This is a genomic window from Streptomyces cyslabdanicus (assembly GCF_052663305.1).
On sequence record NZ_JBQRUW010000036.1, the window covers coordinates 46,377 to 62,331 of the forward strand.

At 69.6% G+C, this 15,955-nt stretch carries 7 protein-coding genes; 1 reads left to right on the forward strand and 6 read right to left on the reverse strand.

What is annotated here, in order from left to right; genetic code table 11:
* Positions 1-25 precede the first annotated feature (25 nt).
* Both pglX and pglW read right to left on the reverse strand, forming a co-directional pair.
* Positions 26-3,733, reverse strand: a complete 3,708-nt coding sequence (gene pglX, locus ACTYVM_RS21050) for a BREX-2 system adenine-specific DNA-methyltransferase PglX (protein ID WP_445527399.1) — start codon at positions 3,731-3,733, stop codon at positions 26-28.
* Positions 3,734-3,842: 109 nt separating this feature from the next.
* Positions 3,843-8,579: a BREX system serine/threonine kinase PglW gene (gene pglW / locus ACTYVM_RS21055; RefSeq protein WP_445527400.1), complete on the reverse strand. Its 4,737-nt coding sequence runs from the start codon at positions 8,577-8,579 to the stop codon at positions 3,843-3,845.
* 748 nt (positions 8,580-9,327) lie between these two features.
* On the opposite strand from pglW, the gene ACTYVM_RS21060 reads away from it, so the two are divergent.
* A complete protein-coding gene (locus ACTYVM_RS21060; RefSeq protein WP_445527401.1) occupies positions 9,328-10,224 on the forward strand; it encodes a DUF5655 domain-containing protein in 897 nt (298 codons plus the stop codon).
* Between the two features lie 177 nt (positions 10,225-10,401).
* Here the strand turns inward: ACTYVM_RS21060 and ACTYVM_RS21065 are convergent, their stop codons facing one another.
* From ACTYVM_RS21065 to ACTYVM_RS21080, 4 genes are all read right to left on the reverse strand, one after another.
* Positions 10,402-11,220, reverse strand: coding sequence for an SPDY domain-containing protein (locus ACTYVM_RS21065; protein WP_445527402.1), 819 nt, complete (start codon positions 11,218-11,220; stop codon positions 10,402-10,404).
* Positions 11,221-11,745: 525 nt separating this feature from the next.
* Positions 11,746-12,870, reverse strand: a complete 1,125-nt coding sequence (locus tag ACTYVM_RS21070; RefSeq protein ID WP_445527403.1) for a DnaB-like helicase N-terminal domain-containing protein — start codon at positions 12,868-12,870, stop codon at positions 11,746-11,748.
* Positions 12,870-14,141, reverse strand: a complete 1,272-nt coding sequence (locus tag ACTYVM_RS21075; RefSeq protein ID WP_445527404.1) for a DNA cytosine methyltransferase — start codon at positions 14,139-14,141, stop codon at positions 12,870-12,872. The genes ACTYVM_RS21070 and ACTYVM_RS21075 overlap by 1 nt, the downstream gene beginning before the upstream one ends.
* The gene (locus ACTYVM_RS21080) at positions 14,138-15,931 is read right to left on the reverse strand and encodes a type IV secretory system conjugative DNA transfer family protein (protein WP_445527405.1); all 1,794 of its coding nucleotides are present in this window, start codon (positions 15,929-15,931) and stop codon (positions 14,138-14,140) included. The genes ACTYVM_RS21075 and ACTYVM_RS21080 overlap by 4 nt, the downstream gene beginning before the upstream one ends.
* Positions 15,932-15,955: the final 24 nt, after the last annotated feature.

Genomic DNA, 15,955 nt, shown 5'->3' on the forward strand with positions numbered 1-15,955 from the left:
TGGGTCTCTCTGCTCCTCGCCCTGATCAGTCGGACTCGGCGGTGGGGATGGTGGTCTGTGTGGCCTTCTTCTTCGGCGCGGCCTTCTTCGCGGCGCCGCGTCCGCGGGTGGCGGCGGCAGGACGCCAGTCGCGCAGGGCGTCGTCGGTCAGCCCGAGTTCACCCTGCTTCTGCTGCCGGAAGGCCAGGATCTCGGTGGCGGGGGAGGCGCCGAACTCCGGGTCGTACTCGCCGTACCACTGGTCGAGCCAGGGCTGAAGCTCCAGCAGACCGGCGAGGTAGGGGAGGAGGTCGTCTTCGTTCAGACCGGCGGTCTGAACGTACGAGGCGAGCGCCAGGGCCTGTTCGAGATGGTCCCAGCCGGCCCACCCATACAGCTCCGGCGACTGCGCGTTGACCGTCCCGTACGACACGAACCGCTCCTTGGGCACGTCCAATTTGCCGCGCGCCCGCCAGAAACTCGGCTTGAGGAAATCGGCGGAGGTGTACTTCGGCGGTACGGGGGTGCGCTCGCGGATCTTCCGCTTGGAGGGCTCGTCGGGCGCGGCGTCCTCCTCCCGCTGAAGGTCCCATACGTGCTCCCAGTCGGCGCGCTTCTTCAGCCCGGCGGACTTGTAGCGCAGGGCGGAGACGAACGGGACGTGCTCCTCGGCGAGCAGCTCGCGCACGGTCTTGGTGAGGTCCTGTCTGGGTGCGTACAGCTCGGCCACGGCGGTGAAGTCGCTGTCGGTGGACAGGCTCTCGGTGAGCCGGGGGAGGGTGGTGACGGTCGGATTGCCCTGCTCATCGAACCAGTACGAGCGGTCCTCGATTCGGTCGAGCAGCCAGGAGCGCAGGGCCTTCTGCCGCATGGCGTCCCAGCCCTCGGTGGCCCAGCGCCGCTTGTACTCGGGGCGCTCGACCATGCCGATGGCCCGGTTGGACTCGATGGTGTCGATGCGCTTCTGGACGAGGGCGCGGTAGTCGTCGGGCCAGTGGGCGGGGATCTCGGTGAGGGGGGTGGATCCGTGGCGCTTGAACCACTCGTCGCTAGCCTCGCCGGCTTCGACGCGGCGAGCGAGCACGATTTCGAAGGCCCGCTCGCCGAGGGCGAGTTCGGGGACGGCGTTGGGGTCGGGGAGGCGGAGGTCCTCGGAGTGCAAGTTGTAGAGGGAGTAGACCTGCCAGTCCAGCTCTTCCTGGAGGGCGATCATGCGGGCGCGGGTGGAGGCGTAGTCGGCCTCGGCTTCGCGGAGGGCGGGGGCGGTGGGGGGTGCTTTGGCTGCGAGGGCGGTGGGGGTGGTGGCGGAGAGGTGTTGGGCGAGGGTGTCGAGGGATGTGGCGAGGGCAGTGGGGTATTCGGAGGGGAGGGGGAATTCTTGGAGCTTGGTTCCGGTGAACTCGTAGAAACGCTCCCAAACCTGCGATTTGTAGCCCTCGTTGACGCCCTGACTGCCCTTGTCGTGACTAACCATCTTGAGCCAGAACCCAGTCGTGGAGCTATTGAGCAGCCCAAGCAGCCGCACATACTCCTCCTCCCTCGCCCCCTCCCGCAGCTTGATCACAGGCGCGTGGCGGTTGAACACCTGCCCGCCACGACTGAGGGCGAAGTGATTGTGCGTAGCGACGAATGGAAACGAGACTCCCAGAGGTTCCGAGAAGCGCTCAGGATGCCAACGACTCCATTCAAACCAGTTAAGGCCGATTTCTTCTGGTGTTCCCCCGAGTTCCTGTCGACCTCGTAGAGAGGTTCGGTGTCGCCAGAGGAGGCGTTCGGTATCGTGCGTGAGCGCGGCGCGCAGATTGTCCCCGTACGGGAAAAGTGCCTCTGTTGTCGGGTTGAGGCTCCAGTCGCGGACATCTTCGCCGGTGATCAGGGGCACCGCGTGTGTATCAACTACACCGAAACGACCCCACGTTCCCGATGGAGTGAAATAGACGTCATCGTTTCCGGTGTGTGCATACCTGCCGATAGCGCGTTGTACGTCATTGACCTTAGAAGTTGCGAAGCGTCCGATTGTTTGATTCAGTTCCAAGCCGCCGTCAGCCAGGATCCACGGCTGCTTCCCGAAATACTGACCTCGCTCCAGGTCGTCCACCGAAACCCACTGCCCGGCACTTCCCGGCCGGTCGATCTGCTCCTCGATCGCACGCCAGACCAGCCCCTCTTCCGGGTTGTCCGGTGCCGATGGCTCCCCCCGTACGCTCCGCACGGTCCGGATCGAGGACTGACGCTTCGAGCCCTCCCTGGAGCGACCCACCAGGATGACCGTCGGTGTCCCATGCCCTGGGATGTACGCCCCCGACGTGTCGATGACCTCCGTCAGCTCGACCTTCCGCGCGAAGAAATCCTCGATGAGCTTCGTGCCGAACTCGCGCTTCATGAACGAGTTCGCCGTGATCTGGCCGACCAATCCGTAGCCTTCGCCGTTGCCATACTCGTCGACCCGCTTGGCGAGCTCGAAGAACCGCTGCGCGAACGGCACCGACAGCGCGTAGGTTCCCGCGCACGCGTCGTACAGATCCCGATACAACTTGTTGAGGCTCTTGTCCTTGACCGTGATGTACGGCGGGTTGCCCACCACCATGTGGTACCGCCCCGGCTCAAGAATCCGCTCGTACTCGTGCACGTCCTCCGTCGCGTACGAGAACTCGGCCAGCGGGTCTCCGGCAACATCTTCCCCGAGCCCCAGCTGCAACTCCAGCTGTCGATCCTTGATGAGCGAGTCGCCCACCGCCAACTGGATCGGCCAGTCATACGCCCGCGCCCCGGCGAACGTCCTGATCCCGCTCGCCGCCATCGCCGCGACAAGGAGCCGGAACCGGGCCACCGCCACCGCGAACGGGTTGAGGTCCACCCCGTGCACCGACTCCAGCGCCGCCCGCACCCGCTCGTACGGGCCGACCTCCGGCCGCTGCTCGGCCCACATCCGTACCAGCCTCCGGAACGCGCCCAGCACGAAGTGCCCGGACCCGCACGTCGGGTCGATCATCTTCAGCTCGGCGAAGCCGAACTCCCGTACCGCCGGTGTCATCGTCCGGTCGAGGATGAACTCCTCGACAAACTCCGGGGTTTGGAGCAGCGCGTACGTCTTGCGGGCAGCCTCGCTCAGGTCCTGGTATAGGTCGCCCAGGAAGCGGGTGTCCCACCCTTCCGTACCGTCCTCGCTCAGTGGGTCACGGAAGTCGTGCACCAGCACATGCACGGAGCCGCCATCCCCACCGTCACCCTCGCCGGAGCCCCCGTCCCCCACCTCAACCCGCTGCTCCCGCCAAGACGCCAACAGCGCCCCGGCACCGTCATGCGACAGCGGAATCTGGAACAGCGGATTGTGGTCCGGATCGAAGAGCAGCCGCCCGGCCTGCCCCGCGCCCAGCTCCTCGAACGCGGCCTCCAGCCATCCCCGGTACGTGGGGTCGGCGTCCTTCTCCAGATACTCGTCGTACCGCGCCTGCGCGACCTCCCGGCCCGCTACATCCGGGGCCGTGATGTACGGCTCCGGGATCAGCCCGTTGTCCTCGCTGAATCGGACGAAGACCGTGCCGAGCACCCAGGCCACCGCCACCTGCGTGACTCGCTCGCCCAACCACGCGTTCCAGGTGGCCGCCGTACGCCCCAGCTTCCGGGCCGTGTCGTACTCGCCGCGCAGTTTCGTCCCAACCTCGGGGACGGCCTTGACCTGCTGCTCAAGATCGCTCTCCGCCGCCTTGACCTGCTTCTGCAGATCGGCGAGGAGGCTCTTGCGGTCGATCACGAACGACTCCCGAAGTGAAGTGATACGGAACAAACAAGGATAAGGACGAGAACAACGGCGAGAACCAGGACCAAGGACCGGGACTAACGGCCCGGCCGGAGCCGCGAGCTCACGCCTCCGGTGCCAAATGTCGGCGCCCCACCCACGCGTCCGGCACGACGATCCACTCGTCGAACCCCGCCTGGTACGGCACGCTCTGCCCGGCCAGGCGCGGCGCCCGCGCCGGGTCGGACGCGGCGACGAGCAGCCACAGCGGACGGCCACCCTCCCGTGCGGTCTCCGCGAGGCGGCCGAGCAGGTCGAGCGCGTCGTACCGGGCCAGGGCCGCCGTGTCGGTGAGCAGCAGAGGACCCGAACCTGAACCAGCGGACCCGCCCGCCGTCAACCGCTCCCGCAGCTTCGGTTCGACCCGCCCCCACGCCTTATCGGTGCGCACCCGCAGCTGCTGGTGCGGACGGCTGCCGGTCTCGGCGGCGTCCGCCTTCAGGACCGTCTTCCAGGTCGGTTTCGGCGTCTCGCGCACCACACCGCGCAGCTCGGCGACGAACAGCCCGGTGAGTGAGAGCGGCTGGGCCCCGTACGGCGCCTCGGACAGTCGCCGTACCGCCTCCTCGACCCGGCGCTGCGGCACGGTCAGAATCCGGAAACCGTCCTGCCGGGCCGAGTGGACCAGACGCTGGTCGGCCTTGACGGCGGCGGCGACCGCGGCATCCTCGTCGTAGCGGTTCGGGGTGGACCGGCGGGCCGCCGACGCGCCCCAGCTCGCCGAGGTGAGACCCGCGGTGGAGCCATCAGTGGGGCGGTCGGGGATCAGGCGGAGCACGCCGTCGTAACGGGTGGCCAGCTTCAGTTCGAAACCGGCCTGCTTCAGGTCTCGTACCAGCGCGCTGCCGCTGGGCAGTTCGCGCGGCGCCAGAGGGTCGGTGCCCAGCTCGGGGAAGCGGGTGGTGACCCGCTTGTGTAGGTCGGACACGGTCAGGCCCGGCTGCCGGTCCTCTTCGACACCCGGCTGCACGGCGACCACACCGGCCTGCGTGATGCGCAGGCCACGGACCAGGCCCAGGTCGCGCGGATAGATCTCCAGGCGGGGGGTGAGCGCGGCCTGGGTGGAGGCGGCAACCGCGATCTCGGCGGTGCGACGCTCGTCCCAGTTCAGGGTGCCGGGTGGGCGACGCACCGCGTCGAGGTCGGTGAGCACTGTGCTCGCCGTCGGCAGGGACTCCTGCGCCGCCAGCTTGTCGGCCTTCGCGCCCAGGTTCAGTGCGTACTCCTGCAGGGCCGGCCCCGTCGGAGTGTCCGGGCCGTCCACGCCTTCGCGGACATCGAGGGCGAGCAGCCCGAGCACCGGGGCGGCTCCCCTGGGCATGCGGGCGTGGAAGTAGCGGAAGAGCTGCGGTGTCTCGTTGTCCCAACTTTCCCGCTCGACCAGCGCGCGCAGGACCGACAGGGCCAGTGCCCGCCGCTCGCGCCGCTCGGGCAGCTGGGTGCCGCGCCGGGCGATAAGCGCGTCGGCGATCTCGACGGCCGGGACGACCCGGCCACGCTCGGCGAGCAGCTCCACCAGTTCGTCGCGGAGCAAGCCGAGGGCCGGATCGTTGAACCAGCGCTCGCGGGCCTTCTTCACGATCTGCGGAATGCGGCCCCGCGTCAGCCCGACCGCGTCGGCCACGTCCAGCTGACGGACCCACGCCAGGTCGCCCGGCAGCACACCCCGCTCGTCGGGCAACCGCAGCAGCAGCCGGATCGCTTCGCGCTCGGTGGCGTTCGACTTGGCGCTGCCACCGGACGGCTTGGGCACCAGGCGGGACGCGAGAGCATCCAGGCTGAGTGCGCCGAGCACGAGCGGAGAGCGCACCTCCTCGCCGACGACCGCGACGGTGTCGGCGAGAGCGCGCTCCAGTTCCGAAAGCTCCTGGCCGGCCGCCTTGCGGGCCTCCGGACTCAGCGGCGCGGGGGCGGCCTTGCCCAGCCGGGCGTTCCACTCCTTCTGCCGGCGCTGGATCTCCTCCCGGGTACGCGAGCCCATGCCCGGCGCGGTGAGGAACTTGCGCGCCGAGTAGTCCAGGACATCCCCGACCGTGTTCAGCCCCATGGCGAACAGCTGCGACTGCGCCGACTGCGTCAGACCAGCCACTGACAGTGATGTGGAGCGGTCCGCGCGCTCAGCCTGCTCGTCGCGGATCTGCTCGGCGGAGGCGTCGTCGTCCTCCCGCCCGATCTGTGCCTGACCCTGCGGCTGACCGCCCGCGGTCCCGTCCCGTCCGGCCGCCGCGTCGCGCCCGGACTGTTCCGTGTGACCACTGCTCGGCGCCGTCGTGCGCTGCGCATCCAGGAAGATGCGTTGCCACGCACGCTCCATGGGCTTCAGGTCGCTGAAGCGGTCCTTCACGTCCCGGGCCAGCGCCTTGCGGAAGAACGCCACCAGACCGTCTCGGACAGCCGGTTCGAAGGCGTCGGCGGCAAGCTGCGGGTGGGGCCACTTCTCCGCGTCCGTCTGCCGGGCGGTGACCGAGCCGTCGCCCCAGCGCGGCAGCTCGTTCGACGCCATCTCATGCAGAGTGACCGCGAGTGCGTAACGCTCGGCATGCCCGTCGTAGGTACCGCGCGTGACGACGCCCACGAACGGGTCGAGGTATCCCTCGGTGCCGGCCTCGATCTCCTTGGCCGGGTAGCCGGCGAGCGAGAAGTCGATCAGGACCAGCTGCCGGGTGCCGTTGCCACGGATACGGATCGCGATGTTGTCCGGCTTGAGGTCGCGGTGCCAGATTCCCTCCGCCTCCAGGTGGTCCACCGCGCCGAACAGGTACTTCCCGTACGCCTCCAGCTGGTCCATGCCCAAGCGGCCGTTGTCCCGCAACTGGCGGGCGACGGTGTCCTCGCGGCGGCGCGGTCCCTTCGCCGCGCTGCCCGTCCCTGCGGTGTCCTCGCGGTGTTCGCGGCTGTCGCCCACGTATTCCAGTACCAGGACGCGGCGTCCCGCCAGCGTGAGCGGCTCCGGCTCGTACAGCGAGATGATGCTGGAGTCCCGGTGGATACGGCCCAGGACCTCCGCCTCCCGGTCCAGAACCGCATGCTTGGCGTCGCTCAGCGCGACCTTGAGTACGGCCACCGGCAGGGCGCCGCTGCGGCGCGGCTCGCCCGCCAGGTCCCGCACCAGAAACGCCCGCGACGTCGATCCCGTGCCGAGTCGGCGCAGGACTTCCCAGCGGCCTGCCAGCACATCGCCGGCCACCGCCTCCAGCGGGTCCTTCTCGGGCTCGTCCGGTTCTCCACCAGCCCCTGTACCACTGCTGCTGTCCCCAGCCCCGCTATCGGTAGCACCCACGGCCTTCTCGTCGTCCGCCGAGGCTTCGTCGGCGAACGCCTCCTCGACGCACTCCAGCATCTCGAGGAAATCGTCGACCGTGGACAGTCGTCGGCTCGGCTCATACGCGGTGGACGCCTCGACCAGGTCATCGATGTCGGGGTGCAGTCCGTCGACCAGCGCGCTGGGGCGCAGACTTCCGCCGGATTCGAGGTGCGCCAGGACCTCGCCCTGGCTCGCGCCAGGCGCCTGCCCGGTGATCAGCAGATACGTGAGCCCCCCGAGCCCGTACACATCCAGACGCACCGGATCGGCCTTCGGTAGGCGCAGCTCGGGAGCCAGATACGGATCGGCCTGTTCGGAGACGTGCGAACCCGACATATGGGTGGGTGCCAGGGTCAGCGGCCGGCCGCTGCTCGCGCTCTGCCCCGTGGCGATCTGCCAGTCAGCGATCTGCAGCCAGGGGCGGACCCAACGCTGCTCCTCGCCGAGCTCCCGCCCGCGCGGCCCGCGGTCACGCGGTACGACGTGCACGGCGTGCGCCGACAGAGTCCGGTGGTGTACCCGGCGCGAGTGCGCGGAGCGCACCGTCTCCGCGAGCTGGCGTACCAGGGCGAGGCGTCCCTCGATGTTGAGCCGCTGTCCGTGCTCAACGAGGTAGTCGTCCAGGCGCAGCGTCTCCGGGTGGTAGTCGAAGAGGATCGCCGGACCGGCCGGATGCCCGGAGGGCAGATAGGTCTTCAGCTGCACCGCGCCGGGGTGCCGGAACCGGCTGAGGACCATGGCCTCGCGTGCGGCGGCCCGCTCCACGGAGCGGCGGGCGTCGTCGGAAGCTCCCCGTTCGCTGAGGAAGATCCGCACCCTCGCCAGGTCGTGCAGCTGTGAGTGACGACCTCGATAGTCGGCCCACGTGGGACCAGAGTCGAACGCCTTGGCGTCGAGGAGATAGCCGCCGACTTCGTGCTGGCGGCGGATCGAGGCGATACCGAGTCTCTTCAGGGCGGCCTCGACGTGACGGGACGTCTCCGCTGTGATCCGGTGCCGGGCGTCGGACGGGGGTTCGGCAAGCATCTCCACGAGCTGCTTGACCGTGAACACGCCGTTCATGTCGGTGGCCGGGAGCGTCACCCGCAGCCTGTCGTCGGTGAAGCAGACCGCCTCACCCACCCAGATTCGCGGCCGGGACCCGGGGCCCCGTGCGTCGCCGTTGACCAGCCCCGACAGCTCCTTGGCCTTACGGTTCGCCAAGTGCAGCGGGTTGCCGTGCCGTCGCATGGTCCCGCCGGGCGTGGTCTGCACCCAGTCGTTGCCACCGCCGTGTACCGAGCCGTGCCAGTCCTTCAGCTCGATCAGGAACACCCCGGCTGGAGCCGTCACCAGAAGATCGATCTCCCGCACGTGACCGCTGGTCGCAGTGAACGTGAAATTCGACCAGGCACGCCAAGGCTCCTCGTCCGGCAGACGCCGACGGATCGCCTCAAGACCGCGGCGCTCGTGCTCGTACTCGGACTCGGTGACTGTTGTCCACCGGCCTTCCCGCATGCCGCTCTCCGTCTGCTCGTGCGCCTACCCCGCCGGGCTCTTGCAGGCGACACCGCCTCAGCTGAACCCCTGTGAATATTAAGGGGAGGGACTGACACAGAGGGATGGATCGGTCATGACGGTGCGTGCTTCGTGCGCCACGGGCCGCAGGAGCGACCGCGATGGTTGAGGGTTCCGGCGGACGGTCACATGCTGCGGTTGCTGCGAGCGGAGTGCACGCGACTTCGGGCGGTGGACCGCCTCGCTGACGACCTGGCGATCGCCTTGAAAATGGACCTAAACCGCCGGCGGGCCGACTGTGGGTGAAATTCCGTCCGCGCAGAAGGCGATTTTCGAGTGGGGTGAAGGGTGCGGTCAATCTCGTGTATGAGGCGCTATATAGAAAGGCACAGTCGATGCTGGCGGCTGTCCGATTCCCTGATGCCCGGCTCGTGGTGCGCACTCGTTGGCGCTGGAGGAGTTGAACGGTGCTGCGGTGGTGTGACGGATAGAGCAGGCGCTTAGAAGGCACGTGCTCTATCCGCTGAGCTACGGGGGCTGACCTGCGTAAACGCAGCTTCCGGGCGTTGTCCCCCGGGTTGCGGGGGACGCATGGGGGAATCGCGGATTCCCGGTGACCGGGGGACGCGAGCACTCCCCGATCAGGCCGTACGTAGGGTCTCACATTATCTTCACACCTCCGAAGCCTCTCGTGGAAACAGTCCCGCACCTTGTCGGCGTTGGTGATCTCCGAGCCGAGGAGGGGAAGGTGTCGGGCCTGAAGCTGTTCCGCACGGACACGACGAATAGCGGCATGACCGAGGTCATGCCGTGTCTTGCTGAGATCGAAGCCGATGTGCAGGGTCACGTCGAGACGCACATGGAGACGCTGCTGGGCGTCCGGTTCCTGGCGAGCGAGTACAGCACCGGACCGGTGCACGGGGGCCGGATCGACTCGCTCGGGCTGGACGAGAACGGCTCGCCGGTCATCGTCGAGTACAAGCGGGGCACGGATGCCGGCGTGATCAATCAGGGCCTGTTCTACCTGGCCTGGTTGATGGACCACCGTGCTGAGTTCGAGCACCTGGTCCGCGACCGGCTCGGGGTGACGGCCGCGTCCCAGGTCCTGTGGAGCGGCCCGCGCCTGATCTGCATCGCCGGTGACTTCACCCGCTACGACGTGCACGCCGTGCGCGAGCACCGGCGCTCGATCGACCTGGTCCGCTACCGGCTCTTCGGCAGCGACCTGCTCGGCCTTGAGACCGTGGCCTCCGTGAGCGGCGGCATGCAGGTGGCCCGCCGGGCACGGCGACAGTCTGTTGCCCAGGCAGCGGCGGACGTCCAGGGTTCGGCGATGGCTGAGCTGGCGGGCGCGGTCGACCAGGTCCTGCTCGGGCTCGGGGACGGAGTGAACCGCGTTGAGCGCAAGCAGTACCGGGCGTACCAGCGGCTGCGGAACTTCGCCTGCCTGTGCCCGCCGCAGCGCAGCAAGCTGCTGGTCTACCTGAAGGTCGATCCGAAGGACGTCGACCTCGTTCCGGCCTTCACTCGGGACGTGTCCGGTCTCGGTCACCACGGGACGGGCGACCTGGAGGTCCAGCTCCGTACGCCGAGGGATGTGGAGCGGGCGCAGGATCTGTTCCGGGTGAGCTACGCGGCGGCGTGATCGGATGCCGCCGCCTGCCTACTGGCGGGCTGCGCTTCGCGTTGTGTCTGCGGTCGTGGGTGGGGCCTTTCGACGTTCGGACAGGGGGTGGCGGTGGACTATCTATGGTGTGCGGGATCGCCGGTTTGGCCAACCGGCGATCCCGCACTATGTTGCCCCGCTCGTGTGGGCCGATGATCAGCGTGAACGGCTGGCGAGTCGGCTGGCCGTGACCGCCGGAGCAGCCGGCGCACTGGCGGCGAGGCGGGTCCTGTGCTCGCGGCCTAGCTGGGCCTGGCGCGTGCCGGTCTCATGGGCGAGGAACTCGGAGAGCCCCGTCAGCAGCGAACTCGGGGTGTGCGGGGACGCGGTGATGGCCCAGGTGGGCCGGTCCGGACCGGGACCGGCCCAGACGGTCCAAGTGGCCAGGTTCTGACTCGGGTGCTGTGCGGCGAAGGCGTCGAACTGGACGCCCGCGTCCCCGTCGGGGGACGTCCAGCGGATCCATCGTCCGTCCACGGTGTGCTTCCATCCGGCGTCGGAGAGCGGCTGGGTGGCCGAGGTGACCATCTTCTCGTCCACCGGGGTGCCGATGACCGTGTCCCAGCCGTCGCCGTCGGCGAGGTGGGTCAGCAAATCCTGCAGCACCGGGGCTGGGGTGGCGCCGGTCGCGGTGAGGACCCACATGCGGTCGGAGACGGGTGTCTCGTAGGCGGCTACGGTCCAGGCGGTCTCGTGGGCGGGGGTTTCGTGGACGCGCTCGATGCGCAGGGTCTGCGACTCGTGGATGGCGTGGGTTGTCTCGTCCGACCAGGTCCGCCACTTCTCGAACTCGCTGTGCGCGTCGAGGAAGGTGTCGAGGAGCGCGTCGTGGTCGCCGGCATCGGCCAAATTGACGGGGACGGTCTCCGGCTCCGGGCTGGAGGGTTCGGACTTGGCCGTGGTGACGTCGAAGACGGAGCGCGCTTCGATGGCGGCGCGTTCGGTGTCGGTCAGGGGCGCCGGTCCGGGGCGCATCTCGGGCGAGTGGACCTTCTCGAAGGCGAGCAGGGCCTGCGCGGGCGACGGTCGTGTGGCCGTCGTAGGCGTGGGCGTGGAGGAGGAGCTGGCCGTTGCGGATGTCGTCGTGGATCTTCTGCGCCTGCTTGGAGACCTCGCGGATTTCGCTGCGGTTGCACCACGGCATCGGATAGTTCGCCCAAGTCCATTCCTCGTCCATGGCCTCCTGGAGCCGCGAGGTGATCTCGACGGTGATGCCTTCGGCGATCAGCTGCTTGGCGGCGTCGTCGGCCCAGTAGGGCTCCTCGTGATCGATGCGGGCCAGGACCAGGACGTTGGTGGCGGCAGCGCTCCAGTCGGCAGCCTCCAGAGCCATGAGAGCGACGCCGGCCTGGCTGCCGGTCAGGACGGCGGTTACGGCGCTCGGGTGAGTGGGGTGGGTGTCGAGGCGGACGTGGGCGTCGATGGCGGGAGTCACGTGGGGGTCTCGTCTCTTCTGCCGGTGGCCGGGCCTTCGGGTCCGGCCACCGTGTACACGGGGGGTTATCGGGTTGCTCGTGTGGACCGGGCGACGTGCGCGGCCGTGGTGGTCGGCGGGCCGGCGCGGGTGGCGGGCGCCGGTCGCCGACGTGGAGACGGGCAACAGAGGGATGCGGTGGCGTGCTGCCAGCGGGTGCGGACGGCGGCGATGTCGGCGAGGGATCGGCGGGCGCCGACGACGAGCTGGAACGGAGCGTTCGCCGGGTCGCCGGCATACGCCTCGATGCGCCGGCCGGTGTGCTCGGCCGTGGCCAGGAGAGAGCGCTGCAGGGCGCGCTCGCCCCAGTGCTCGACGGAACCGGCCGGTTCGGCCAGCATGCGGAGGACCTCGCCCGGTTCACTGCCGTCGTCCAGCAGGCCGCGCTGCTGGGCTTCCCACAGGACGGTGACGGGGTCGACGGCCTCGCTGCGGCGGGCGAGGGTGGTCAGGCACTGCCACAGGCCGGCGTGCAGCGGCAGGGTGAGGTCGTCGGGGATCAGCCACCGGACGGAGTCGATGCCGTCAGGGCGGGCGGTGGCGGTGGCGAGTAGTAGTTGCTCCTCCTCGACCGCCTCGGTGTGGTCGGGGGCGAGGGCGGGGGGCGGTGCCGGGGTGCGGGGGAGGACGCCGGAGCGCGGGGGGAAGCGGCTCGCGATGTCGTCCACGATCGCGGCGAGCGCATCGGCCTCGGCGAGCACCGTCTGGACGGGGTGCGGGAGGGAAACGTCGTGGACGGTGTGGACGAGGCGTTCGGCGGCCGTCAGCAGGCGGCGACGGGCGTGCTCCGCCTCGACCATCCGGGCGTAGGCGGGGGCGTGGCTGGGCCAGGGGCAGACCTGGACGAGGGTGTGCAGGTAGGAGGCGGTCAGTCCGCGCGCCTGCTCCCGGGCCTTGGCGAGGACGCGGTCGAGCCACTGGGTGTTCTTCGCGTGCTCGGCGGGGTCGGGCCGCGGCAGGGTGGTGATCGCGGCGTACAGGGCGGCGTGCGCGGCGGTGAAGAACGAGTCGGCGGCGATGCCGCTCACGTCGTCCAGGCGGTGCGGGTCGAGGAGGAGGGCCCCGAGGAGGGCCTGCTCGACGTGGAACACGGGCTGGGGCGGTGGGATGGCGTTGAGGTCGTCTTCGTCGGGTTCGGGGGCGTGGGGCATCAGGCGGCGAGGGTGAAGTCGTCGGGGTCGAGGGTGACGCCGAGGTGTGGGGCGAGGAGGTGGCCGGCGAGCAGCGGGGGAACGGCGTTGCCGATCTGGGAGAACTGCTGGCCCTTGTTGCCGGCCCAGGGGTAGTCGGCGGGGAAGGTCTGCAGGAGGCTGGCCTCGCGGGCGGTGATCCGGATTGGCTCGGGAACGGCTGGCGCATCGGTGTCCGTGGCCGTAAGTGTGGCGGGTTCGGCGACCCAGGTGCACTCGTTCGCGCGGTGTCCGAAGAACAGCGTGCCGGCCGGCTCGGACAGGGGACGGACGGTGGCGTTGGCCTGGTTGTTGCTGCGTAGGGACCAGGACCAGCGGTGGGCCTCGGCGGTGAACGTGGGCGCCGGAGCGTCGGCGGCACGGTTGTCGGGGGTGCCGTGCCGGGCCGCCCATCCCGCGCCTTCGCGGCGGGACTGCAGGACCATCCCGTCCGGGCGGGGCATCCAGGTGCCGCGCTCTCGGGCGTCGGACAGAGTCTTGCGGGAGCCAGAAGGGAATGGTTCGGGGCCGCCGCCGGGTCCGCCGCCCGCGCAGACGGTGGGGACGGGGCGGTCGGTCGCGCCCCATCCCAGGGCTTCGGCCATGCTGACCCAGCGGGCGCGGCCCGGACCGAACAGCGATTCCGGCTCGGCGAGTTGGGCGTGTGTGGGCGTGGGCGGCTGCGCCGTACGGACGCGGGAGGCCAGGAGGATCGCTCGCTTCCTGGTCTGCGGGACGCCGAAGTCGGCGGCGTTGAGGATCCCGTACCAGACGGAGAACCCCCACCCGCGCAGGACGGCCGCGTACTGCTTCCACAAGGGCAGTACGTCCGGTACTTCCTCCATGGCGACCCAGTCGGGCTCGCCGACCGTGTTCAGCGCGTGCAAGTAGCGCATCGGCTCGGCGGCGAGCAGGGAGCGCTCGTCACGGCATCCGGCGAGGAGGCGTTCGCGGGTGTCGCGCCCGGCGGCCAGGTCCTCGATTGCCGCGTGCACTAGCGGCTGGTCGACCAGGCCGAGGCGCTTGCCGGCCATGCTCCACGCCTGACACGGCGGCGAGGCGATCACGCCGCGGGTGCGGCCGATGAACGGCCAGGTCGGATACAGCGCCACGTTGGTCCGGATGGTCAACTGCCCCGCCGCAGCGCGGGTCTTGCACGCCCACGGGTCCCATTCCAGCCCGACGTCGCGCACGCCCAGGACGTGCAGTGCCCTGCTCCAGCCGCCCGGCCCCGCGAAGAGGTCGAGTATCACGTGGCTACCCCGAAGTCGGACTGTGTCGGCGCGTGCTTCGCCACGGCGCGGGCGGTGATCGCCTGCGACGCGCGGGCGGACGCCACGGACAGTTCCTCCGCGCCGGGCTCCCGGTACCACGGCCGAAGATCGAGCATGGCAGCGCGCATGCCGGTGGCGAAGCAGAGGGCGGTTCCCTTGGGCAGGGCGCGGATCGCGTCAGCGGGCAGGATCCGCTCCTGCCGCATCGACACCGACGTGCTCTTGCCGGACTCCGAGTGCGACGTGGACGTGGTCTCCACGTCGTGGTCGCCGATCAGGCGGGACAGCTTGTCGGCGAAGTCGGGGTCGTCGATGCCGCTGCCGATCACCTTGACGGTGGAAGCGCTCCACATGGCGTCCATGCCCGCGTCTCCCCACACCTTCTGGCCCTGGCGGTAGGACTGGAGGATGGTGATCGGGATGATCCCGCGGCTGCCGAGGTGGGAGTACAGATCCGGGAGGTCCGAGATTTTGCAGACGTTGGCGGCCTCGTCGAGGATCGCGAGCATGGGCGGATCCAGGCGCCCGCCGGCGCGTTCGGCCTGCGCGGTCGCGGCCCGCATCACCGAGTCTGCGCACGCGGCGATCAGCGCCGAGGCTCCGCCGCCGCCGTCCTTGCTGAGCAGGAACAGCGTGTCGGTGGACGTGACGAACTGCTCCGGCCGGAATTCGGGGACGTCCTTCTGCGGGGTCACCCATGCGGCGATCTCTGCGTTCAGGAGCGCGGAGGCGTACTGCCGAGCGGTCTCGTAGATGCCGTCCCGGGTCTCGGGTGGCCCCTCCACCGTGCCCTTGAGCTGAGCGGCGACGGCGGCGAAGTTGTGGTCGCGCAGGATGTCGAGCGGTGTACGGTCGGCGGGGAAGGCGAGCCACTGCATGATGTCGGTGATCGGGCGCTCGTCGAGCGCTGCGGCCAGCAGCAGTTGGGACAGGATGTTGCTGCCGGCCTTCGACCAGAAGTCGCCCTGCTGGGGCGCATCGACGCTTGCGGCGAGGAAGTGCCCGGCGAGTCGGTTCGCCCCGTCCAGGGTCTTCGCGCTGGCGAGGGGGTTCCACCACATCTCGCGGGCGGCGTGCGCGATCTGCTGCGGGTCCATGGTCCACACCGTCCCCGCCCGGGCCCTTGCCTCGTAGGCGGTGGTGAAGGCGTCGCCAGCGGCCTTGTTCGACGTCAGCAGGACCGGGCCGGGTGCGCCGAGCATGGAGGGGATCGCCAAGCTGGTGGTCTTGCCGGACCGGGGCGCCATGATCGCGACGGCGACGTCCTCGAACCCCATCCGTACCTCGTGGCGGCTGCCCTGCAGGTTGCCGAGAAGGATGCCGGTGTCCTTCGCGTCGATGTGCTTGGTGTCCTTCAGGCTGGGGCGCAGGGAGCGGGCTTTGTCGGTGATCGCCTTGGCCATCAGCGGTTCGATGTCCCGGGCCTTGGCCATGTCGGTGATCTTCTTTTTCCGGCCGCCGTTTCGGTTCTTGTGCCGGGCCCACAGGACGCCCGCCCCTGCGCCGAGGGCGAGGAACAGGAGAACGGGGACGATGCGGGCGCCGATCAGCAGGGACGTTTCGCTTGCGTCGGGCCAGACCTGCTTGGGGTGGAGCAGGGCGGTGGTCGGCTGGTAGGGGGCCCAGCTGGCGCCGGTGAGGTAGGCGGTGATGTTGCCGGACAGCCAGGCCAGGTGGGACAGGGGGACGACGACGGCGAGCACGCCGATCAGGAGGCGCAGGACGAGGTCGTATCCGTCGGTGTTGCTGCTGGAGGAGGAAGGGGGCAAGGGCTACGTGCTTCCGGGCGGGGA